This is a genomic window from Shewanella sp. SR43-4, assembly GCF_014163845.1.
GTDB lineage: Bacteria > Pseudomonadota > Gammaproteobacteria > Enterobacterales > Shewanellaceae > Shewanella > Shewanella vesiculosa.
The window spans coordinates 251,007-273,406 of sequence record NZ_JACJEB010000006.1 but is presented as its reverse complement, the minus strand read 5'-3'; the positions used below and the strand labels follow the sequence as shown (position 1 = coordinate 273,406).

The following is a 22,400-nucleotide window of genomic DNA, read 5'->3' as shown; positions in this document are numbered from 1 at the left end:
CTCAGTGTCTGTTGCAGCGCAAAAAAATGCTCCTTATGACAGCCTAACTGAAGTAAAATTTGAGCACTTTGATACCAAGGATGGCCTAAATCAAAACTCTATTACTCGCCTTTTCATGGACAGTGCGGGAATGCTATGGATAGGTACTCAAGACGGTCTGCACAGTTATAATGGTGTAGACTTTAGCTTGTATTTGAAACAACAAAAAAGCACTAACTCTATTTCAGGCAATTTTATCACTGATATTTTGCAGTCACCTGACGGCGATTTATGGGTCGGTACTCTCAATAATGGTCTCAATAGGTTAAATTTAACCACAGGCAAATTTACTCAGTTTAAAAAAGCTCAAGGCTTGCTAGATCTTCAGGTGACCAAACTTGATGTTATCGGTGATACCCTTTGGATCGGCACACGTTCAGGTCTTTACATTCTCTCGCTAAAAACAGAAAAAATAACCTCCGTTAGCCTAGGCAATAACATTGCACCTGAAATTACCAGTATCGCTAACATCGACAATAAGTACATTGTTGTCGGTACTCAAGCGCATGGCATATTTGCCATCGACAGTAACACTATCATTCGACTTGATATTCCGGTCAATATGACAGTAAATCAAATTAAATCGAGCTCAATCTATTCAGTTTGGTTAGCGATTAATAATCAAATTTGGCGCTACAATCTTGATACCCATGAAAAAGAACTCATTTGGACAAATGAAAATAGTTACGGATACAACCGTAATATTGCAGACTTTGTGGTGATTAATGCCAATCAGATTTTTGCTATCGGCAATAACAATGGCCTTTTTCAGCTGGATTTTTTTGATGAACAATGGCATAGCAGGCATTACAAGTATAATCCGCAAACCCTCAATACCATCAGTGCTAATAATCTGCAAAACCTAATGCTTGATCCAAATGGCACCTTATGGATTGGCACAGGTTATTCAGGAATTGATAAACTCTCTCTTACCAATCAATATTTTAGCCATCTCTACGATTACCAAACTGATACCCCAGGTATGGCAAACATGATCCGGGCTATTTTTCGCGATAAGCAGCAACGCCTGTGGGTTGGTACTGATGGTGCAGGGCTTAAATATTTAGCTCCTAATGACCATCAATATCACTATATTAATGAATTATTTGCTAAAACATTAGCAATACCAGCAGAAGAGTTATCGTTTGTAGTACACGACATAGTGCAAGATAACCAAGGTTTACTGTGGTTTGCCACCAATATAGGACTGTTTACTCTCGATAACAACAACACCCTCAAACAAGTAAAACCTGCAAATGAGCAATTTAGTACCGATACCAAGTTTCGGAGTTTAACCATTGATGACAAAGGCCGTTTATGGATAGCAAGTTCACAGGGGTTATATTTCATCTCTGAATATAGTCACACTATGATGGCTTATAACTTTGGCTTTCAAGATGACTTTTCACCCTATAAATACCAGATTATTAAGCTCTATTTTAGCCAAGGTTATTTATGGCTAGGCACCATGGGCGGTGTCGTTAGGCTCTCTGCTGAAGCGCAACAATTAGTGTTGTTAAATCACGACCCAGAAAATCCTTACAGCATTAGTGATAACCGTGTTAGAGACTTTTTACTGGCCGATAACGGTGATTTTTGGGTAGCAACCCATGGTGGTATAGACAAGCTAACGATTGAATACGGTACATTTAAATTTGAACGGATGGACGTTAACGCGGATAACAGTAGCAATACGGTTTATGCCATTTTAGAAGATGACGCTCACGATTTGTGGCTCAGCACTAACTCAGGGATTTCACGATTTACTCCAAGTACTCAGAGCTTTATTTCCTATAATAAATTCGAAGGTCTACAAGCTAACGAGTTTAATGGTACTGCCAAATTTAAAGAGGCGAATGGCGCCTTATGGTTTGGCGGTATTAGAGGGCTTAATCAGTTTAACCCCAGCACAATTCCCACTCAGAGAGCGGAGAATAAACTGGCGCTAACGAAATACACCGTAGGTGAAGACCAGCATCCTATTCTCGACTTAAGCCATGCACCTCACATTGTCATGCCTTATGAACAACAACTGATCAGTTTTGAAATCGGCTCACTCAATTTTAATTACCCTGGATTAAACCGTTTTAGTTACTTTTTAGACGGCTATGATAGTGATTGGCATGAGTTATCTAACGGCAATGACATCACTTATACGAACTTGCCGCCGGGTGAGTACACCTTAATGGTTCGCCATGCTCTGGGAACCAATAGATACAGTCAATATACACTAAATGTAAATGTGTCAGTCATCCCGCCTATTTACATGACCAAGATGGCCTATGCACTTTATGCCACATTTGGGTTATTTATTATTATTTGGATTTTTTCGACTAGAAAGAAAAAACGAGCTAAACAACGCGAGTTTGACAGCAGTATCCGCGCATCTGAAGAGCGTCTCAAATTAGCGCTTTGGGCTTCTGGCGACGGTATGTGGGATTGGAATATTAAGGACGATAAAGTTTATCGCACTAATATGATTGAGCCGATGAATTTATCATTAACAGATCAACTATTGATTAAAAATATTGATCCAGAAGATAAGCCTCGGGTTCAACAACTGCTTAACGAACATCTCAATGGCGACAGTGAGTTTTTTGAAGCTGAGTACCGTGTTGAAACTAAACCTGGAGAATGGGCTTGGGTACTAGACCGGGGCCAAATCGTTGAACGTGATCATAATAATATTCCCATACGGATGGCGGGAACACATAAAGATATTACGAGTCGTAAAATTACCGAAAATGAACTTAAACTGTCATCACAAGTATTATTCAGTATGAACGAAGCCGTTGTCGTCGGCGAGTTGGATTACCAAATCCGTTCAATCAACCCTGCGTTTAGCCGTATAACTGGCTTTAAACACCGTGATGTTGTTGGCAAGCACTTCTTATTTTTGACCATGGGTAAGCAGTCTCGAGAATTTTATAATGCTGTTGAAACCCAGCTACTAAGACACAAACATTGGGCTGGTGAAATTCATATTCGAACTCGCGATCGACGCGGTATTCTTGCATGGTTAGAGATCAACCAAGTCATCGATAATAAAGGTGAAACCAGTCACTTTGTTGCAGTATTTACTGATATTACCGCACGTAAAAAAGCTGAAGAAGATTTACGTGTATTGGCTAACTTTGATCCACTGACCGGACTGCCTAACCGCACTCTGTTTCAAGACCGACTAAATCAAGCAGTAACCAAAGCCCATCGCGCCAATAGTATCGTGGCATTATTATTTTTAGATCTCGATCGATTTAAACATATTAACGACTCAATGGGCCACCATATTGGTGATTTGCTGCTTAAAGCCGTCGCCCATCGTCTACAAAATGCTGTACGAGATGGCGACACGGTTGCTCGTTTGGGCGGAGATGAATTTACCATTATTTTAGAAGGCGTGGCTAAAACTAAAGCGGCCACTATTATTGCGGAAAAAGTGTTACATGCATTTCAAACCCCATTCTTACTAGACGATAAAGTACTGACGATCTCACCGTCAATTGGTATCAGTTTGTATCCTGAAGATGCTAAAGACACTACATCGTTGATTAAGTACGCCGATACAGCCATGTATCATGCTAAATCATTGGGGCGAAACAATTTCCAATTCTATACTGAACAGTTAAACCAATATGCAACACGTTATGTTCAATTAGAAGCAGGGCTAAAAAAGGCGATTCAAGACAACGAATTATATTTGGTTTATCAACCTAAATATGATGTTAAAACTGAAAAGATTATCGGCGTTGAAGCCTTAATGCGTTGGGAGAGTCCAGAGCTAGGGCTTATTTCACCAGTTGAGTTTATCCCGCTGGCAGAAGAAACGGGCATCATTAACCAGATTGGTCACTGGGCGATTAACCAAGCCTGTAGTCAATTGGCACAATGGCATGCGCTTGGTTTTGAGCATATATCTGTCGCGGTAAACCTTTCGGCTAGACAGTTAAAAGCCGATATAATTTCTATCATAGAGGTCGCATTAGCCGTCTCTGGATTACCAGCAAGCGCCCTAGAGCTCGAATTAACAGAATCAATGATCATGGGCAATCCTCAAGATTCTGTAGCGATATTGGCGCAATTAAAGGCACTAGGGTTAACTATTGCTGTTGATGATTTCGGTACTGGTTACTCTAGCTTAAGCTATTTAAAGCGCTTCCCTATTGATACCTTGAAAATTGATAAAGAATTTGTGCGTGATATCACTGAAGACCCTGATGATGCCGCCATCACTAGCGCGATTATTACTTTAGCCCACAGTTTAGATCTTAACGTTGTTGCTGAAGGCGTAGAAACCCAAGCACAATTAAATTTCTTACGTGAAGGCGGTTGTGATCAAGTTCAAGGCTTCTTACTCAGTAAACCCTTAAGTGCCGATGACTGCATGACTTTATTAACATACGACAAAACTGACACTCGTCATTTTTAAGATAAAATAAAAGCTCCCAAGGGAGCTTTTATTTTTATGAACATAATAAGCTAAACTATGGAGCAACGCGCTCAATACGCTTTACCCAGCCTGCTGGTGCAGGAATATGGCCTTTTTGTAACTCAGTAAATACTTTATAGATACGTTTGATATTAGGCCCAACATTACCATCACCGACTGTGATAATGCGTCCATCCTCAAAAATATATGAACTAACAGGTGATACTACTGCAGCGGTACCAAAACCGCCCGCTTCAATAATTTCGCCAGACTCAATATCAGCAACAAACTTATCTAACATTACGGTTTCTTGTCTCACTTCACATCCAAGTAAATCGCCCAACTCAAGAATCGATTGCGAGGTGATTGACTTTAAAATCGTATCGGTAAATGTCGGAATAATTACCGTACCGTCTTTTAAAATATGAAAATGATTCATTGCGCCAACTTCTTCAATTTGAGTGTTGGTTGAATCTAGATACAGCACTTGCGCAGCACCATATTCAGCTGCCGCTTTGCCTGCACGTAAAGAAGCGGCATAGTTACCCGAAGCCTTTGACGCTCCCGTACCACCAGAAACAGCACGGTGAAACTTAGTCGTGATTAATAAGCGAATACCATTATTAACCCCAGAAGCATAATAAGCACCAGATGGGCTTAACATGACGCAAAAAGTGTATTGCTGGCTTGGGCTAACTGACAAGCGATCTTCAGTGGCAAAAATGAAAGGTCGAATGTATAAACAGGCACCATCTTGCTGCGGGAACCACAAACGATCAACATCAATAAGGGCATTAATCGCCTTTACTTGCATCGCTTCATCGATATTTGGAATACACACAATATCGGCAGAACGATTCATACGCTCAGCATTTTTATTTAAACGGAAAGTATAAATCTCACCGTCTTCATGCATAAATGCTTTTGCACCTTCAAAAATCGATTGACCATAATGCAATGTCATTGCACCTGGCGCCATTTCAAAAGGACCATAAGGCACTATGCGCGGATCGCACCATTGACCATCACGGTAATCCATTAAAAACATGTGATCAGTACGAAGTCGACCAAAACCAACATCACCTTCTGGTTTAAAGGGTTCTGTGCGGCGCTCTGACGCTGATTTTAAATTATATTTTATGTCCATTGCATACCACCTTAAAAACTGAGCTTGCAGACTATGGAGGCTAGAGATTAATGTCAAGTCGCAGCCATATATCCTAAATCAAAATACGTCAATTGAACGTAACAAGCATCAATATATTTATTCAAATTGCAACAGACAAACTGTCAGTGCATGTCTGATTTTCATCGCGCGCTAATTAATCAAAGTGAATCCATTAAGGCTAATCACTGACTTAAGGCAATAACTCGTTTACCACAGCGGCAATCACTGATATTTCAACTAAGTATTCCGGCTCCGCAATCGCAGCTTGCACACATGCTCTTGCAGGAGCATGGCCCACTGGCAACCAACTATCCCATACTAGGTTCATAGCATCGTAATCTGTCATGTCTTTGAGGTAAATAGTCGCGGATAAAATATGATCGCGTCGGCTACCAGCTTGTGCCAGTAAACGATCAACCTGTTCAAGCATGCTCGCCGTTTGAGTATTAATGTCTGCGTACTTATCATTTGCAACTTGGCCACACAGGTAAACAGTATCATTATGGATCACAATACTGCTCATTCGCTCACTGACATCGTGTCGAGTAATTATCATAACTAAGTCTTTTATTACCATAGAGGGCAGATGAAAATAGCGCGATCTCAGATAAAGTACAATATAGTACGATTTATTGAATATATTTTAGCCACTTAGTTTTAAAGGCTATTCCTATAGGCCTTGTCACTGCTAGAATCGGGATTCCATCCAGAAACGTATAGGACTCCCCATGAGCCTTGAATTATTGTCCCAACTGGAAAACAAAATCCAGGCAACTCTCGAAAATATTGAGCTACTAAAAATGGAGCTTGATGAAGAGAAGCAAAAGAATGAAGCATTAGTATTACAGCAGCAAGAATTGACACAAAAAAACCAACAATTGCAGCAGGACCTAAACTCTTGGAGTGATAAGGTCAACGGCCTTGTTGGTTTATTGAATAACGAAATCTAAATGGATTGATACTGCTTTGATTGTGTTTCAATCAAGGCATTTAGTTCGCTGATAGCCTGCTTAACTTTTGGCAGGCTTTTTTTCGTCTGTAAAAAGCGGCCCTTATCAAACTCAAGTAACCCTAAGTCTTTTACCCAGATAACACCACTCAAAAAAATCCTCGCATGCTTAACAATTAATTTAGGTGCATACACAGGGAACCTTCTCATACGATTTCCTCCAACAAGATAACATATGTAAATTGCGATGAAATAACGACAATAAGTTATGTATAACTCGACAGATAGAAGTCTAAAGCGCCGATAAAACCACTTAACACGACTATTCACTTTTTGTTTAGTTTTCTAGTTGAGCCACTACAAGGTTAATGTCAAAAGATTAGACCACGTGCCCGCGGAAGAGTTTCATCAATACGCTATTTTTTATCAGGTTGATCAATCCAAAAACAAAAACGACACTTTAATGCCGCTTGCCAATATTTTGACGCCATGTTAGGATCTTTAGTGTTACTCAGGGTAAAAAAGAGTTATTTAACTCATCTCCGTATCGTCTTTTATAGACATACGGTTTTTTTTTGCCTGACACTTTTTGCTTACGGCCTTTTGATTAACGTTTTTGCCGCAACGTAATATCCGCTCCCCCACCACAATACACTCCCTATAAATAATGCTACCAAGCTGCTCTTTTACAGGAGAATAAGTGACGACTGGCCCTTGCCAGCATTTAAATCACAAATATTCAGGCAACAAAAAAGGAGCCTAAGCTCCTTTTAAAATATCAGCAGTCAACACTACTTTTTATTCATAGACGTTAAGTAATATGCAATATCAATTAACTCGTCATAAGATTTAATTGAGCTTGTTTCAACACGATATTTACCATTAACAACCAATGAAGGCACACCTGAAATTTTCGCATTCTCAGTATCACGCTTCATTTTAGACATCTTGGCATTCACCATAAATGATTTTGCTGCGGCATCATAAGCTTTACCATCTATGCCATTAGCAATAAATATCGCTCTGATATCATCAGGACGGGTGAACTGCTGGCGTTTTTCATGGATAGCGCTAAACAAAGCTGCTTCCATTTTTTTCTCAACATTAAGCTGCTGCGCAACTGCAAATGCACGAGACATTTCAACACCCATTTCACGGCCAATAAACTCAACATGTTCCTGATTAAAGCTTACGCCTTCAGGTAAAGTCGCTTCTATTTTTGGCACCACAGTTTTAGAAAAATTAAAACAATGTGGGCAGTAAAAGGAGAAAAACTCAGTAATTTCTGGCTTGGCAGTTTCAGGGCCATCACTAATCACAGTGTAATGAACACCTTCTTTATAATCGGCAGCCATCGCAGCCATCGGCGCTAGCAAGAGTGCAGCAGCCATCAGTAATGCTTTTTTCATTTTACTTCCTTCTAATAGGCAAAATATAAATACGCTGGCTCTATCATAGTCTAGCGTTAGCCTGTAACTCAATTGCTAGCTAATTGTATTTGTAACTAAATACGATTAGGTAGTGATTATGAAATATTGTTAATTAAAACTGGGTAAACTCAGCGGAGGTTCATTGAGCGTAGATAACTGCTCTTTAAACGCTAGCGTTTGTTGTTCCCAGTACTTTATATCACCAAACCATGGAAAATTCATTGGAAATGCTGGGTCTTGCCAGCGTTTGGCTAACCACGCATTATAATGCACCATCCTGAAAGCCCTTAACGGCTCAATCAGAGCCAGCTGTTTAGCATCAAAATCACAAAACTCTTGATAGCCTTCTAATAAAATATCAAGTTGCAACAACTGTTGATGGCGATCACCAGTTAACATCATCCACAAATCTTGTATTGCTGGGCCTTGCCTGGCATCGTCTAAGTCAACAAATCCGGGGCCGTCTGGGGTCCATAAAATATTACTAGGGTGCAAGTCTCCGTGCAGGCGTATAGGCGTAAAACGATGTTGCTGCCATATCTGCTTGGCTTTATCTAAGACCTGCTCAACTACGGTAAAAAAAGCCGTTTGCATCGCGCTTGAAACCATATCACTTTCACGTAAATAGCGATAAGACTCATCTCCCAAAATCTCCGGTGTTAGCGATTCACGGTACTTAAAAGGTTGTGTTGCACCATACTGATGAATTCGCCCAATAAAACGGCCCACCGATTCGAGTTGATCTAAATTATCAACTTCAAATGCCCGACCACCAATAGAGGGGAACAGTCCAAAACGATAACCTTGATACTCAAATAAGGTTTTACCCTCGATAACCACAGGAACAGCAATAGGAATATCTTCGGCCGCTAAAGCCAAGGCGTAATCATGTTCTTCTTGAATTTGCTCATTACTCCAACGATGTGGTCGATAGAACTTGACCACATAGCGCCTCCCTTGGTCACAACGGAACTGATACACTCTATTTTCGTAACTGTTTAGCGCTAATAATCCCGTTTCAGGGAAGATACCAATGCTTTCAATGGCATCAAGAATGAGATCGGGTCTCAGTGCCTGAAAATGAAATTCTGCGCCCGTACGGTTATCCATGTATGCCTTCTTTAGTCGTTTGAATATGTGGAGCAAGTAGCGTTAACAAAAACGCTAGTACGTCTAATTCTGCAGCGCTATCGGTAGATATCCAACAAATATCACCATAAAACTCATAATGTAACCATAGAGGACTGCCTTCAAAGTTCAGCAACCATTGGTGGCGATCTGCGCCCCATTGGCGCTCACGGATTTCGCAATCAAGTGCCGCCGCCAGCGGTTCTGCAAATCGTTCAAACTGCTCAAAATCCACCTCAGCTTTAATAATAAGACTTAATGCTGCGGGATCTAATTGGGCTGACAATAATTTCATAAATTAACTCGACTAAAATAATTCAATTAACTGCTGCAAGACATAATTAGGCCTTGCCCCCATTCTGGTGGGCGTTTAGCAAAATCTTCCATCTCGGGCTGTTCGTCAAAAGGACGACTTAACAATTGTTGGAGTTGCAATAGCTTACTGTTATCGCCACTTTCTTCTATATCAATAATGGCCTCTTGCGCGAGGTAATTACGCAAAATGTATTTCGGGTTAGCACTATTGCGCTCACCTTGCCACGCATTGACATCTGCCACTTCACCCACTCGCTTTTGATAAGCTTGATACCAAGTATCAAAGCCTGCAAGATCGACCATATCATCACGTAAAGTACAATAAGAGCTACTCGGGTCAATTTGACCCACACGACGTAAACTATTGGTGTAATCAAGTTGATTCGCTTCCAGTAAAACAGTTAACTGCCCCACGAGCTGTAAATCTTGCTGATCCAGCTCAGCTTGAGCCGCCTGAGTGCATGTATTTGAGTTAATGCTCGCTTGAGGCAGCCCTAATTTGGCGCGCATTAGGCTTAAATACTGGTTAACTAATTCAGTTTGATAAGTATTTAAGGCCGCAATTAAATCATCAGCATCAATAATGGGCGAGAGTGCTTGGGCTAAACGTTTAAGGTTCCACAGACCTACTCCGGGCTGCTGGCCAAATGCATAACGGCCCTCGTGATCAGAGTGGTTACAGATAAAGTTTTCTTTAAAAGTATCTAAAAATGCAAAGGGGCCAAAGTCGAAGGTGTCACCGAGTATCGACATATTGTCGGTATTCATTACCCCGTGAGCAAAACCAATGGACTGCCAATGGGCAATCATTTTTGCAGTAGATTGCACCACCTCATAAAACCACTGCTTATAACCCGCAGCATCGGCGGATAAGTGGGTAAAGTGCTGCTGAATCGTAAAATTCACTAATTGAGTCAACTTTCCAGCATCACCGCTTTCGCTGTGAAAAAAATATTCAAAATGACCAAAACGAATATGACTTTTAGCCAGGCGTACCGTAATAGCTGCTGTTTCTTGGCTTTTACGCCATACAGGTAAGTCGGAACCGATAACGGCTAATGCGCGGCTTGTGGGCACATTAAGCGCCGCAAGCGCTTCTGATACTAAAAACTCGCGCACCGCAGAGCGCATTACTGCCCGGCCATCACCTTGGCGAGAGTAAGGTGTTGGGCCGCCACCTTTTAACGCGACATCCCAAGCACCATTAGGGCCAATAGCTTCACCTAATATAATTGAGCGACCATCGCCTAATCTGGGAGTGTAACCGCCAAATTGATGACCACTATATACTTGCGCATAATAACTGGCGCCAGGCGCGGCATAGTTAGCCGATAACTGCATCAGCAATTCATTATTAGGTTTTTGTAATCCAATCAGTTTCGCGGCGTCATCACTCCAACCAAGCCAATGAGGATTGCTGATGGGTAGCGGATAAACTTGTGAATAAAATCCGTCTAATTGTTCAAAAAAATCTTGCTTAAAGTGCATCATATACAGCACCAACAACCTGACTTTTACATTGTAATTGCTGTTGTTCATTTACCTGACACTGTTCACCACAAGCAAAAGCTTTCTCTGCTGGCAATGATGATGCCTGTAAGCGTAACATTCCTGCACCTTTAGCTTGGCATTGTTCTAATGAATTGTAATAACCAGAAATATGCTCTTGCAGGACAATTTGCGTCGGCACAGGCGTGTGGTCAGCCACATAAAATAAGGTCCATTCTGGAGTACGCATACACCCGCCAAGTAAGACAAGCGTGGCAGTTATCAGCAATATTGTAGTCAATGTACGGGTCATTAATATCATTTTAAACCTTAAAATCATTGGATCTGAAGCAACAAAAAAGCGAACCAAGGTCCGCTTTCCTTTTGAATATCATACCTGATATCCATGCAACAGTATTGATTAGCCTATTAGCTCGCTTTAGCTTTAGCTTTTTCGATGCGTTTTATTCGCCCTTCAAACCCAGTGACAGTTCCATCAGTTAACTGGTATTCAAGTGCTTGCTGGCACACCTTAAGCGCTTCATCAAATTGACCAACATCATTTAACAAGGTTGATAACTGCATAAACGCTGGCGCTTTGATATCGTCAGTATTTTTTTGAGCCACATGCTGCTGATGCAGTGAGCGATATACCTCTAGATAGGTTAACTGCAATGCTGCGCCATATTGGCAATAATCAGCTTGCTTACGCATTTTATAACAATGGTTAATCACACTGACTAAACCATCATGCTGACCTTGAAGATCTGTGGCATTGTTGGCTACTTCAACCTGCTGTTGCAAACTCTCACTAGCCCAATCGCCTTTAGCTGACTCCAAACTCAATCCTCCAGCTTGGAGAGTCGACACTGCAGTCGCAGATGTGTCCGCGGATCTAGTTTCAGCATGAGTCAAGCTCTCTGGAGTTTCAGAATCATTTGGCTCAGCATCTGGCTCGGTCGTGAGTTTTATGTTTGGAGTATCGACGGGTGAAGCGTTCACTGATGGACTCTTAGCATGACTCAAGGTATCTGTAGTTTCAGAATCATTTAGCTCAGCATCTGGCTCGGTCGTGAGCTTTATTTTTGGAGTATCGACAGGAGAAGCGTTAACTGATGGACTCTTAGCATGACTCAAGGTTTCTGTGATTTCAGAATCATTTAGCTCTGCATCTGGCTCGGTCGTGAGTTCTGCTTGTTGAGTATCGACAGGCGAAGTATTAGCGGTTGTACTTGGTTCATCGACCAATGTAGCCGATGTGCTCTGAGGGGCATTAATTACAGAATCGCCTAAAACGGCATCAGCTGCCGGTTTATCTAATTCCTTATGCTCTGCATCAGTCGTATCGGTAGCGGCTGGCGATGACGGTTGAGCAACTTCAGATGATGACGAATGCGCAGCGGCATTGCTATCGGTTTTATCAAGTTCTTGTTTTGCCACTGCTTGAGTGCGTCTGTATAGGTACAGAGCAATTGCAACCAATACGAGCATTAAAATGATCTTCATTAGGCTTCCACCTTGCTGATTAAGTGTCATAACACACTATTTGTTCTCACTCACAACGACATTTATTGTGAGGTAATGTAAAGGGTTAATGATAGCGCGCTGTTTTTTTAAGCATCTACCATTATTATTTCAATGTACACTATAAAAGCGACTATTTATCTATTTTAATCTGTAAAAAGGCATACATAGCCGATCATTTGAGCACTGGTTCAATCTTTTTTGCGATCTTAAGCTCATATAAAGTTAATTTTGGGCCGAATATCAAAGTTAACCACACTCAGTTTGTCAGCTGTTATCATCGAGCTTACACTGCCAATATCAGACTATTTTACTAAGGTATTAAATCGAGGATAACCTTATGGCTGAAGCAGAATTATTGAGTGACCAATTACTCTATGAGTTTCGCACTATGCAAGCTATGGTGGAAATCTACTGTAAAGTGCACCACCCACTCAAACCAGCCAGAGATGTGTGCCTACAATGTAGTGAGTTTCTAAGCTATGCCAACACTCGTTTAGATCGTTGCCCCTACGGCCAACAAAAACCAACGTGTAATAAATGCCCAGTACACTGCTACAAGCCCCAAATGAAACAAAAAGCCCGCGAAATTATGATGTTTGCTGGGCCAAGAATGTTATTACCACATCCCATTATGGCGATTAAGCATTTACTTGCTGAGCGTAAACCTGCACCAGGTTTACCACCAGAAAAAGCCTCAAACAGACATTTTCGAAAAGTTAAGCAAGGTTAACAATCGTAAACTACTTGCTTTGCAGAAAGTAGGTTAGTATTCACTGTCGTCCAAGAGAGTGAAAATGAACCAATTTAACGATTTATTTATTCAAACATACTGGTGGCTTTCCTTACTCGGAGGCATTCATTGCCTTGGAGTGGGCGTGTATGTTCATTATATTTATCAAAGCAGCACTCGCAGCCATAGCCTACTCGCCGGAATATTTTTACTCATCGGTTGTTATTTTTTAACCGGGTTGCTAACACAAGAAACAGCTCCAATACCAATCCATTTGGCCCTAACGTTATTCATTCCAATCTATTTTTTACTCATGCCCATGCTGTATTTATATTGTAAAAGCAGCTTAACCGAACAAGACTACCAACCACTGATCATTAAACATTTTGGCGGGGCTATTTTGGCTGCCTTAGTCACCAGTTCAGCCATCTTGTTTCATATTCGTATCGCCCCTAAAAACTTACAAAACACTATTACATCACTCGCTGAGTTAAACACGATTAACCTACTAGCAGTCATTTTACCCCTACTATTAATGCTGCAAACCATGGGTTATTCTTGGGCGATTTATCGCTTGTTATCACGCTATCGACCACAATATTTAGCCAGTAGGCAACCTAACTTACAAGTTATTCGTTTTCGCTGGTTAAGCGTATTAACCATAGGTATTTTGATTAATTGGGTGCTGCGAATTGTATTGGTATACTTACCATTTTACTTAGGTGATTCAGTATCCTTGTTAATTCAAGCAGTAACTCAATTAAGCCTTCTATTCACAGTCTATGTATTTGCCTTGTATGGTATCCATCAAGTCACACGATCAGCCTATTTGCGCGGTGCTCTCAACGCCAGCAGCAAAGGCGATACGTCACAGTCGCCACTTAAAGCTCATTCGCTACTAGACGATGAAGAAATCACCTATTTACAGCAGTTAATGATCAATAAAGATGGACGCGATACCAGTCAATACACGACTAAAAATGGCAGTGATAAAAAAGACTAACGGCACATGTCTCAGGTTAACATTATGCTTAAAAGCGTATTGCGACTAGCCGAATATAAATGTTAATTAACGCACGCTATGTAAGGGTTATGCTACTCTAAGGCCAGTTTTATCATGACAATATAGTCACCGAGGTTATTTATGAAACGTTCAATTAGCTTAGTGTTTTCTAGTTTTCTTGTGTTATTAAGCTTCGCGTTTTCAGCTCCTAGTTTTGCTGACGAAGCAGCTTATAACGATGCAACTACCAATTTTAAAAAAGCCAATGAAAGCCGACATTTATTTGATTCAGCTTATGGTTATGCAATCTTCCCCAGTGTCGCCAAAGGGGGTATAGGTATTGGTGCTGCTTATGGTAACGGTCGAGTGTATCAGGCAGGCTCGTACATGGGTGATTCTACATTAACCCAACTATCAATCGGTTTTCAGCTAGGCGGACAGGCCTATAGCGAAATAATCTTCTTTAAAGATGCCAAAGCATACAATGATTTTACCAGCGGCAGTTTTGAGTTTAGCGCTCAAGCGTCAGCAGTAGCAATTAACCTTGGTGCTAATGCTCAAGTTGGCACCACAGGTAATTCTGCGGGTGCAGGACAAGCTGGCAGTAATCATGCTGCGACTGCAGCCTACATCAATGGCATGGCGATATTTACCGCCGCTAAAGGTGGATTAATGTTTGAAGCCGCCCTAGCCGGTCAGTCATTTACTTTTGATGGTAAGTAACCGCGACGAGTCTTAACACTCTTAAGCACATAACATTCAGGCTGCCATTGGCAGCCTGAATTATTTTGAATAAGTGGTTTTTAAGGTATGGCCTGTGGCCATAAATACAAAAGTACAAAAGTACAAACCGGGATCCCGGCTCACTAACATTACCGGGATGACGATTAAAGTAGCCTGCGTAAGAAGACAACCTACTAACTTACTCTGGTATGGGCGAAGCACCACAACGCTAGTGGCCGTAGGCCATGCCAAACCGATAAACCTACCAAAAACCTATTTATATCCCCAAGGGGCTGGCGGTAATGCAACTGGTTGAGATAAATCAAACTCAACTTTAAAGTCGCGATTTTCTCTGGTTAACCGATAAGTAAAAGTATTGGCTTCAATCATCATTTGCCACTCGTTAGTGACCGATTGCGTTAAGCCATGTTGCTTAAAGTTGGCAATAGACTCATCGTCTACTGGAAACGTTTGCAAGTTGGCTGTGCCAGTATCACGGGTCTCTCCACCATACATAGTCACTTTGTCATCGCTGCCATCTTTATGGCGATGATCATGCTTTAAGCGCAATCCGGTATCGGTTTGAGTTATCACCCAAGTGCGAGAGTGATCATCACCAACATGAAATGGAATACGTAACTGATGATCGGTGCATTCTCTTACATGCATAACTAATGGTTTGCCACTAAAGCCATCTCCTTCACTGCCACCAGCAGTGATCTTACCGGCAAAAGCTTTCCCACAAAGAGCGCTAATAGCTTCAAAAAATTGCTGTTGCTGTACCGAGTTTGCGGCATAAGCAGGATTAACCAACATAGTGCTACCACACAGTAATACCCCACTAAGGTATCCGCTCAGCCTAATTAACGTTGGCATAATGATTATTCCTTGTTTATCAAATAATTAGATTTTCAAACGATTAAATCGATAAAGAGTCATAGTGTAAAACACTTATCACTATTCGCTACAGTATTAGCGACAGTATTAGCGACAGTATTAGCCCACATTACCTTGTTATTGAATCTATTGCTGCTAGAAAAACAAAACCCGCAAATGTTAATGCGGGTTTTATGACAATAAGTTAACGTGTTAGCTTACTTAGCGTATTTAGACTTAGTCGCCCAACTGGTCGCTTTAGCTGGACGCTTAGCGCCCTGGCTTTTGGGTGCTTGCCCATTTGCCGCTTGGCTCGAAGGCTTAGCTGGAGACTTTGGTTTCTTCCCTACTGGCTTAGCACTGCCTTTATCCGCTTTAGTGTTACCTTTACGGTCTTCAAACTGGTCGGCAGAAAAACGGGTCATCGCCTTTTGGCCGCCTTGTTCTTTCGCTTTAAGCGACGGCTTTTGGCCCCACTTCACTTTAGTTTGCTCGTTACGCGTTTCTGGTGGTACCAAATGATTTGGACCATTACCAATTAACGACTCTTTACCCATAGCCACTAACGCTTCACGGATCATCGGCCAGCCGACAGGGTCGTGGTAACGTAACAAAAATTTATGCAATTTACGCTGACGGCCTTTTTTCGGCACTGTCACTTGTTCACTGTCATGTTTAATGTTTTTCAGTGAGTTAAGTTCGGTATGATAAATCGTGGTCGCATTGGCCATCGGCGATGGATAAAAATTTTGTACTTGATCCAATTTAAACTTCTGGCCTTTTAACCATAATGCCAAATTGACCATGTCTTCATCGGTAGTACCAGGATGCGCCGAAATAAAGTACGGAATTAAAAACTGCTCTTTACCGGCCTCTTTAGAAAACTTATCAAACAGCTCTTTAAACTTGTCATAGGTTCCCATACCTGGCTTCATCATTTTACTGAGTGGGCCTTCTTCGGTATGTTCAGGGGCAATTTTTAAATAACCACCCACATGATGTTTCGCTAACTCTCGAATATATTCTGGGTTTTCGATAGCCAAGTCGTAACGCACACCCGAAGCGATTAGCACTTTTTTAATGCCAGGTACTTCACGCGCCGCTTTGTATAAGTCGATGGTATGTTTATGGTCGGTGCCCAGATGGCCACAAATAGACGGGAACACACACGATAAACGTCGGCAGGTTTTCTCTGCTTTCTCACTGGTACAACCTAAACGGTACATGTTTGCCGTTGGGCCACCCAAGTCAGAAATAACACCGGTAAAACCTGGCACTTTTTCTTGAATGTCTTTAATTTCTTTGATGATCGACTCTTGCGAGCGACTTTGAATAATTCGCCCTTCATGCTCGGTAATCGAACAGAATGAACAACCACCAAAACAACCACGCATGATATTGATTGATGTCTTAATCATGTCATAAGCTGGAATTTTTTCTTTGCCATACATCGGATGCGGGATGCGTTGATACGGTAAATCGAATACCGCATCCATCTCGTCAGTGTTTAATGGCCACGCTGGTGGGTTTACCCATACACCACGGTTGGCATCATGTGGTTGAAACAAGGCACGGGCACAACCCGGATTTTGCTCTTGGTGCAAAATACGCGAGGCATGGGCATACAAATACTTATCTTCGCTGACCTTGTTATAGGCAGGAAGCAGCACATAGGTTTTTTCCCATGGCTTTGGACGTGGCGGTTGCACGCTAATGGCTTTGGGCGCATCGTTATCAAAAATCTTTTCGTCTGTTGGACCAGATAAATTACTGCAACCAACATCATCAGCACCATATGGGCTAGGTAATGGCTCAATTTTATGTAGTTGGTCAATTTTGCGTGAATCCATGCCGCGCCAACCGGGCATAGGTTCTTTGCGCATTGTTGCGGTACCACGAACATCGTCAATATCGCCAATGGCTTCACCCGCAGCAATACGGCGTGCAACTTCCATTAATGGTCGCTCAGCATTGCCGTAAATTAAAATATCGGCTTTGGCGTCAAAAATCACACTGCGACGCACTTTATCTGACCAATAATCGTAATGAGCAATACGGCGTAAGCTGGCTTCAATGCCGCCAATCACAACCGGTACATCTTTAAAGGCTTCTTTACAACGCTGAGTGTACACGGTTACCGCACGATCAGGGCGTTTACCACCAATATCACCGGCAGTATAAGCATCATCATGACGTAACTTGCGGTCTGCTGTGTAACGGTTAATCATCGAATCCATGTTACCAGCGGTTACCCCAAAAAACAGATTTGGGCGACCTAACTGCATAAAGTCTTCTTTGTTTGACCAGTCTGGCTGCGAAATAATACCCACACGATAACCTTGAGCTTCTAACATTCGCCCAATCACCGCCATACCAAAGCTAGGATGGTCAACATACGCGTCGCCAGTCACGACAATAATATCGCAACTATCCCAACCTAAAATATCCATCTCTTTGCGAGACATAGGTAAAAAAGGTGCAGTTCCGTAGCATTCAGCCCAAAACTTTGGATAATTAAATAACGTTGACTCAACTTGCATGTATATGACCTACATAAATGGGGAAAACCAGTCTAACTGATCCGATGACAACATCAGCCTACGGCTGAATTTAACGGACGCGGAGTATAGCAGTACAGCGACACTAAGTGTGACTAAAAAAACATCAAAAGTGAAATATTTTTATCCTTTTATAACCTTGTAAAACACATGGGAATATTGCTATTCCCTCATGCTTTCAATGTTATAACCCAAGAAAGAAGCCAATATTAGCGACCGCTAAGGTTAATAGCACAATCCACGTGATTAATACGCCCCAAAAACGGCCAAAATGATAGCCACCTTGACCTTGATTTAATCCAATAGCATGTAATAAGCGCGCCACAATCCAAGCGGTGCCCAAACAATGTATCAAGTAAACTGGCATGCCATTTAATTCAGCCAACGCTAACAAAATAAGTACTATGGGTGCATTTTCAATTAAATTGCCATGCGCTCGAATCGCAATCGATAATCCTTGGTGACCACCATCACCGATACCTATTTTATTTGCGCGACGAAATTTAACCACTTTGTACGATAATGCTAAAACCAATACCGCCGTTAAACCCGCGTATAAACCCGATATCATCAATGTCATGTGTTATTCCTTGAGTCGACTATATTATTGTTATTACATCAATCTTTAACATATTGATGCTATACCAACATTTTGGATCAGTTTGGCTGTAAACACACGCCTTAATCGGTTAATATTCGCGCCAAAACTAGCTCAACCCCCTAACAAGAGTGACTATCGCCCAGTGGATAATCAGGATTTTTTAGAAAAACGCCGATTTATTATTAAGTTAGGAAAATACTTACATAAGTTTGGTACGCCTGCGTATCGCTTAGAATCCCACTTGCAAACGGTATGTAGCACGCTCGGTATTGAAGGTTACTTTTTAATATCACCGACTTCGATGACTTTTGTACTGCAACACGATACTGAACAAGAGTATAACCATGTCGCTCGAGTTAAACCTGGTGACCTCGATTTAGGCTCATTAGCACGTACTTTTGAGTTAGTTGAAGAGCTCAGTTCTGGCCAGCGTACTCTGCAAGAAGCGTTAGAGCGCTTAGAAGAAATCGCCAATAAACCCAATCCTTATGGCCATAAACTCACCTTATTAGCTTTTGGCTCAAGTGCGGGTGCCTTTGCCATGTTAATGGGTACTGGTTGGCATGACGTTTTTTGGTCGGCTATTTTAGGCTTACTGGTATACAGCCTCGTTTTTTGGGCTGAACGTTCAAAACGTATTGCAGAAATGCTTGAGCCTATGGCGGCGGTCGTTTGCGCTATCTTGGCGACAGGGATTGCGCAATTTGACCCGAGTATCAATTTACCTGTGACCATTTTATCGGGGATTATTATTTTTGTTCCTGGTCTTGCACTCACGCTTGGCTTGGCGGAGCTTGCCGCCCGCGACTTAATCTCGGGTACTGCACGTATCATGGATGCAGTCATGCAGTTGTTTAAACTGTATTTTGGTGCAGTGCTTGGCATGACCATAGGGAAGGCGATATTTGGCGAAACCATTTATGTCGAACCGATACCACTGCCGCGCTGGGCGATTTGGTCTGCAGTACCGCTATTGTCTATGTCACTGGTGATTATCTTTAAAGCACGCTTAAAAGACTCTCCTTGGGGCGTGTTTGCTGGCATTGTGGCCTTTTTCTCTGCCATGCTCGGCGGTATCTACTTAGGTGAATCTATTGGCATTTTTGTCGGCGCGCTCGCGGTAGGTATTTATTCGAACCTATACGCCCGTTGGATGAAGGCACCAGTGTCGATTGCGTTACTCCAAGGTATTGTTATTCTTGTTCCGGGTAGCAAAACTTATATCGGCTTAAATGCACTTATCTCAGGTGAAACGATGCTGAATCAAGCCCATTTAGGCTCACAAATATTCCTCATTTTTATGTCCTTAATCGCAGGACTCATTTTTGCCAACGTAATCGTACCTCCCCGCCGTTCCTTGTAAGCCTCCGATTATTATATTTCAAACAGCATAAGGGCATGATAAATACAGCCCTTATGTTGTTAACAATCTAAATACCCTTATCTTTTTAGTGGCTAAATGAAATATTTATTTAAGCTACATGTTTGACTATGATGTTATTCAGGTATGATACAAAACAAAGAGGCAACATAATAATTTCATATCAGAAACAATTACCCTTTGTTGCTGACCTCTTAAAAAACATAACAATAAAAATAAGGACGAAGCTATGCCAATCATATTTATGGCAGCATTTATTTTCTTCATCCTGCTGACTTCGCAGAGTGTTCAAGCTGAGGTTGCAGCCACTCAGTCACAGCTAACCGCCAACGATGACTCTGACATCAATGAGCAATCGACAACTAATAAGCACCTTGTTGATAAGGTCGCTAAAATCGTTATTGTTAGTCACCCTATTTTTGATGAGTCAGCACCAGATGCTATCTTTTTACATCGCTGGGCTAACTATTTGCATATCAACACCAAAGAATCGACCATTCTCAATAGCTTAAGCTTTGAAAAAGGCGATAAGATCACCGAGAAAGATCTGCAAGAAGCGCAGCGATTGTTGCGTTACGAATCTTATATTCGCGATGCTAAAATTAATATTGCCAGAAAAGACCCATTGGCAACCGATAATGTTGAAGATGTGGTGTTAGTCGAAACATGGGATAACTGGTCATTATTACCCACGGTAAGCTTGAGCAAAAATGGTGGCGACACTAAATATTCTTTTGGTATGAAAGAAGATAACCTACTGGGATTAGGGGTTAAAACCAAAATTAAATACCAATCAAGTGCCGATCGTACCGGTTATAAATTAGCTTTTGATGCTCCAGTAAGATGGCTTAAACACGCGAATGTGTCGGTTGATTTTTACGACAACAGTGACGGTCAAGCATCCTCAATTGCCTTTAATAAGCCCTTTTATACCCTCGATAGCCAAAATATGTATGCAGCGTCGTGGTTAACTGACACCCGCATTGATACCATTAGACAAAATGGTCAAGACATTAACGAGTTTGAGCATGTCATTGATTATGCAAACTTAGGTTATGGTTGGTTAGTCGATAAACAAGCGGATCAATTGCATCGTATCAGTGTCGGTATTACCCAAGACCAACATCAATTCAATAATATAGACTTATATCCTCAGTCACCATTACCTTATGATCGTGAATTTATGTATCCATGGATCAGCTACGAATATGTCCAAGATCAATTCACAGTCCTAAATAATATTCACCTGATTAATAAAAACGAAGACTTTAATTTGGGTTGGCATCATAGGGTCAGTTTAGGATTAGAAACCAATGACGTCGCTGATAATGCCGATCTCGGCTACCACTTAACCATGCTAAGTACCCGTGGCTGGCAAAAAGACAATCAATTATTGCTCATGACTATCGATGGCCAGACCGATATTCAAACGGGTCAACAGGACTTTTATAATGTCGGTTTAGGGGCTGAATTTTTCCATCAAATTAGCCCTAAGTGGACGGCCTACTCAAAGGCCCGTATTGCCACTTCGCACAATAATTATCTTGACCGAACTTTTGCCCTTGGCGATGAAACCGGTGTGCGCGGTTACCCTAATGACTATCAACATGGTGACAACCAATGGTTACTTACTGGTGAGATCCGTTATTACCCTAATATTAACTTATATCAACTGGCCGAATTAGGCTGGGCAGTATTTGCTGACATTGGCGAAGCAAGCGGCGGCACAGATCAGCAAAATGAAGTCAATGGTCCTATTGGCAGTGTTGGCATCGGCGCGCGCATTTACTCGCCTAAATCAAGCTACGGTAACGTAGCCCATGTTGATATTGCCGTCCCTATCACCACAGGTAATGACATCAATGCCTGGGAATTTAGATTCCAAGTTAAGGACCATTTTTAAAGCGGTAGGTAGACCGTTTAGTTACGATAAACTTTCGCAAAGTAGTCAGCACTAAATGCTTTATGTGCTGCAATGTAGACTTGATGACCAAAAACGGTCTCAACTGGTGGCCACAAAGCCAGCTTGTAAAGCAGCGGCTTAACGAAAAAAGGAGT

19 protein-coding genes are annotated in these 22,400 nt (G+C 41.7%); 7 read left to right on the top strand and 12 right to left on the bottom strand.

From position 1 onward, the window contains the following. Positions 1 to 4 precede the first annotated feature (4 nt). Entirely contained in the window at positions 5 to 4,465 is a 4,461-nt protein-coding gene (locus H5123_RS09340) for an EAL domain-containing protein (protein ID WP_182697807.1), read from the top strand. Positions 4,466 to 4,520: 55 nt separating this feature from the next. Here H5123_RS09340 and H5123_RS09335 read toward each other — a convergent pair whose 3' ends face one another. Both H5123_RS09335 and H5123_RS09330 read right to left on the bottom strand, forming a co-directional pair. Then, the gene (locus H5123_RS09335) at positions 4,521 to 5,612 is read right to left on the bottom strand and encodes a branched-chain amino acid aminotransferase (protein ID WP_124017525.1); all 1,092 of its coding nucleotides are present in this window, start codon (positions 5,610 to 5,612) and stop codon (positions 4,521 to 4,523) included. Between the two features lie 211 nt (positions 5,613 to 5,823). Continuing rightward, a complete protein-coding gene (locus H5123_RS09330) occupies positions 5,824 to 6,189 on the bottom strand; it encodes a RidA family protein (RefSeq protein ID WP_124017524.1) in 366 nt (121 codons plus the stop codon). A gap of 172 nt (positions 6,190 to 6,361) precedes the next feature. Between H5123_RS09330 and H5123_RS09325 the strand changes: the two genes are divergently transcribed. After that, entirely contained in the window at positions 6,362 to 6,583 is a 222-nt protein-coding gene (locus H5123_RS09325; protein ID WP_124017523.1) for a cell division protein ZapB, read from the top strand. On the opposite strand, the gene H5123_RS09320 is transcribed toward H5123_RS09325, so the two are convergent. From H5123_RS09320 to H5123_RS09290, 7 genes are all read right to left on the bottom strand, one after another. Then, entirely contained in the window at positions 6,580 to 6,792 is a 213-nt protein-coding gene (locus H5123_RS09320; RefSeq protein WP_124017522.1) for a DUF1107 domain-containing protein, read from the bottom strand. The two genes, H5123_RS09325 and H5123_RS09320, sit on opposite strands and share 4 nt — an antisense overlap. A 581-nt stretch (positions 6,793 to 7,373) precedes the next feature. Beyond that, the gene (locus H5123_RS09315; protein WP_124017521.1) at positions 7,374 to 7,991 is read right to left on the bottom strand and encodes a thiol:disulfide interchange protein DsbA/DsbL; all 618 of its coding nucleotides are present in this window, start codon (positions 7,989 to 7,991) and stop codon (positions 7,374 to 7,376) included. A 129-nt stretch (positions 7,992 to 8,120) separates the two neighbouring features. After that, the gene (locus tag H5123_RS09310) at positions 8,121 to 9,122 is read right to left on the bottom strand and encodes a serine/threonine protein kinase (RefSeq protein ID WP_124017520.1); all 1,002 of its coding nucleotides are present in this window, start codon (positions 9,120 to 9,122) and stop codon (positions 8,121 to 8,123) included. After that, positions 9,115 to 9,435: a DUF3630 family protein gene (locus tag H5123_RS09305; RefSeq protein ID WP_124017519.1), complete on the bottom strand. Its 321-nt coding sequence runs from the start codon at positions 9,433 to 9,435 to the stop codon at positions 9,115 to 9,117. Before H5123_RS09305 ends, H5123_RS09310 begins: the two co-directional genes overlap by 8 nt. Before the next feature lie 26 nt (positions 9,436 to 9,461). Next, the gene (locus tag H5123_RS09300) at positions 9,462 to 10,943 is read right to left on the bottom strand and encodes a YdiU family protein (RefSeq protein ID WP_182697806.1); all 1,482 of its coding nucleotides are present in this window, start codon (positions 10,941 to 10,943) and stop codon (positions 9,462 to 9,464) included. Beyond that, a complete protein-coding gene (locus tag H5123_RS09295; protein WP_124017518.1) occupies positions 10,933 to 11,193 on the bottom strand; it encodes a hypothetical protein in 261 nt (86 codons plus the stop codon). Before H5123_RS09295 ends, H5123_RS09300 begins: the two co-directional genes overlap by 11 nt. Positions 11,194 to 11,372: 179 nt before the next feature. Next, positions 11,373 to 12,449 (bottom strand): hypothetical protein, encoded by a 1,077-nt coding sequence (locus H5123_RS09290; RefSeq protein ID WP_182697784.1) that lies wholly within the window; start codon positions 12,447 to 12,449, stop codon positions 11,373 to 11,375. Positions 12,450 to 12,807: 358 nt separating this feature from the next. Between H5123_RS09290 and H5123_RS09285 the strand changes: the two genes are divergently transcribed. From H5123_RS09285 to H5123_RS09275, 3 genes are all read left to right on the top strand, one after another. After that, positions 12,808 to 13,200, top strand: coding sequence for a nitrous oxide-stimulated promoter family protein (locus tag H5123_RS09285; protein WP_124017516.1), 393 nt, complete (start codon positions 12,808 to 12,810; stop codon positions 13,198 to 13,200). Positions 13,201 to 13,264: 64 nt separating this feature from the next. Next, the gene (locus H5123_RS09280; protein ID WP_182697783.1) at positions 13,265 to 14,203 is read left to right on the top strand and encodes a hypothetical protein; all 939 of its coding nucleotides are present in this window, start codon (positions 13,265 to 13,267) and stop codon (positions 14,201 to 14,203) included. Between the two features lie 141 nt (positions 14,204 to 14,344). Then, the gene (locus tag H5123_RS09275) at positions 14,345 to 14,926 is read left to right on the top strand and encodes a lipid-binding SYLF domain-containing protein (RefSeq protein ID WP_182697782.1); all 582 of its coding nucleotides are present in this window, start codon (positions 14,345 to 14,347) and stop codon (positions 14,924 to 14,926) included. A gap of 273 nt (positions 14,927 to 15,199) precedes the next feature. Here H5123_RS09275 and H5123_RS09270 read toward each other — a convergent pair whose 3' ends face one another. The 3 genes from H5123_RS09270 to H5123_RS09260 all read right to left on the bottom strand — a co-directional run bounded on the left by H5123_RS09270 (position 15,200) and on the right by H5123_RS09260 (position 18,940). Next, complete coding sequence (locus H5123_RS09270; protein WP_182697781.1) at positions 15,200 to 15,802, bottom strand: hypothetical protein; 603 nt, start codon at positions 15,800 to 15,802, stop codon at positions 15,200 to 15,202. 218 nt (positions 15,803 to 16,020) lie between these two features. Continuing rightward, entirely contained in the window at positions 16,021 to 18,342 is a 2,322-nt protein-coding gene (locus H5123_RS09265) for a YgiQ family radical SAM protein (RefSeq protein WP_182697780.1), read from the bottom strand. 202 nt (positions 18,343 to 18,544) lie between these two features. Further along, positions 18,545 to 18,940: an MAPEG family protein gene (locus tag H5123_RS09260; protein WP_182697779.1), complete on the bottom strand. Its 396-nt coding sequence runs from the start codon at positions 18,938 to 18,940 to the stop codon at positions 18,545 to 18,547. A gap of 163 nt (positions 18,941 to 19,103) precedes the next feature. Between H5123_RS09260 and H5123_RS09255 the strand changes: the two genes are divergently transcribed. After that, the gene (locus tag H5123_RS09255) at positions 19,104 to 20,324 is read left to right on the top strand and encodes a threonine/serine exporter ThrE family protein (protein ID WP_124017546.1); all 1,221 of its coding nucleotides are present in this window, start codon (positions 19,104 to 19,106) and stop codon (positions 20,322 to 20,324) included. Positions 20,325 to 20,586: 262 nt separating this feature from the next. Further along, positions 20,587 to 22,245, top strand: coding sequence for a ShlB/FhaC/HecB family hemolysin secretion/activation protein (locus H5123_RS09250; protein WP_404948303.1), 1,659 nt, complete (start codon positions 20,587 to 20,589; stop codon positions 22,243 to 22,245). Positions 22,246 to 22,400 lie beyond the last annotated feature (155 nt).

Excerpts from the sequence above, each read along its gene's own strand:
- H5123_RS09310 (WP_124017520.1), bottom strand. The coding sequence starts at position 9,122 with ATGGATAACCGTACGGGCGCAGAATTTCATTTTCAGGCACTGAGACCC.
- H5123_RS09320 (WP_124017522.1), bottom strand. The coding sequence starts at position 6,792 with ATGAGAAGGTTCCCTGTGTATGCACCTAAATTAATTGTTAAGCATGCG.
- H5123_RS09260 (WP_182697779.1), bottom strand. The coding sequence starts at position 18,940 with ATGACATTGATGATATCGGGTTTATACGCGGGTTTAACGGCGGTATTG.
- H5123_RS09295 (WP_124017518.1), bottom strand. The coding sequence starts at position 11,193 with ATGCGTACTCCAGAATGGACCTTATTTTATGTGGCTGACCACACGCCT.
- H5123_RS09305 (WP_124017519.1), bottom strand. The coding sequence starts at position 9,435 with ATGAAATTATTGTCAGCCCAATTAGATCCCGCAGCATTAAGTCTTATT.
- H5123_RS09300 (WP_182697806.1), bottom strand. The coding sequence starts at position 10,943 with ATGCACTTTAAGCAAGATTTTTTTGAACAATTAGACGGATTTTATTCA.
- H5123_RS09280 (WP_182697783.1), top strand. The coding sequence starts at position 13,265 with ATGAACCAATTTAACGATTTATTTATTCAAACATACTGGTGGCTTTCC.
- H5123_RS09315 (WP_124017521.1), bottom strand. The coding sequence starts at position 7,991 with ATGAAAAAAGCATTACTGATGGCTGCTGCACTCTTGCTAGCGCCGATG.
- H5123_RS09325 (WP_124017523.1), top strand. The coding sequence starts at position 6,362 with ATGAGCCTTGAATTATTGTCCCAACTGGAAAACAAAATCCAGGCAACT.
- H5123_RS09275 (WP_182697782.1), top strand. The coding sequence starts at position 14,345 with ATGAAACGTTCAATTAGCTTAGTGTTTTCTAGTTTTCTTGTGTTATTA.
- H5123_RS09265 (WP_182697780.1), bottom strand. The coding sequence starts at position 18,342 with ATGCAAGTTGAGTCAACGTTATTTAATTATCCAAAGTTTTGGGCTGAA.
- H5123_RS09335 (WP_124017525.1), bottom strand. The coding sequence starts at position 5,612 with ATGGACATAAAATATAATTTAAAATCAGCGTCAGAGCGCCGCACAGAA.
- H5123_RS09285 (WP_124017516.1), top strand. The coding sequence starts at position 12,808 with ATGGCTGAAGCAGAATTATTGAGTGACCAATTACTCTATGAGTTTCGC.
- H5123_RS09270 (WP_182697781.1), bottom strand. The coding sequence starts at position 15,802 with ATGCCAACGTTAATTAGGCTGAGCGGATACCTTAGTGGGGTATTACTG.
- H5123_RS09290 (WP_182697784.1), bottom strand. The coding sequence starts at position 12,449 with ATGAAGATCATTTTAATGCTCGTATTGGTTGCAATTGCTCTGTACCTA.
- H5123_RS09250 (WP_404948303.1), top strand. The coding sequence starts at position 20,587 with ATGGCAGCATTTATTTTCTTCATCCTGCTGACTTCGCAGAGTGTTCAA.
- H5123_RS09330 (WP_124017524.1), bottom strand. The coding sequence starts at position 6,189 with ATGATAATTACTCGACACGATGTCAGTGAGCGAATGAGCAGTATTGTG.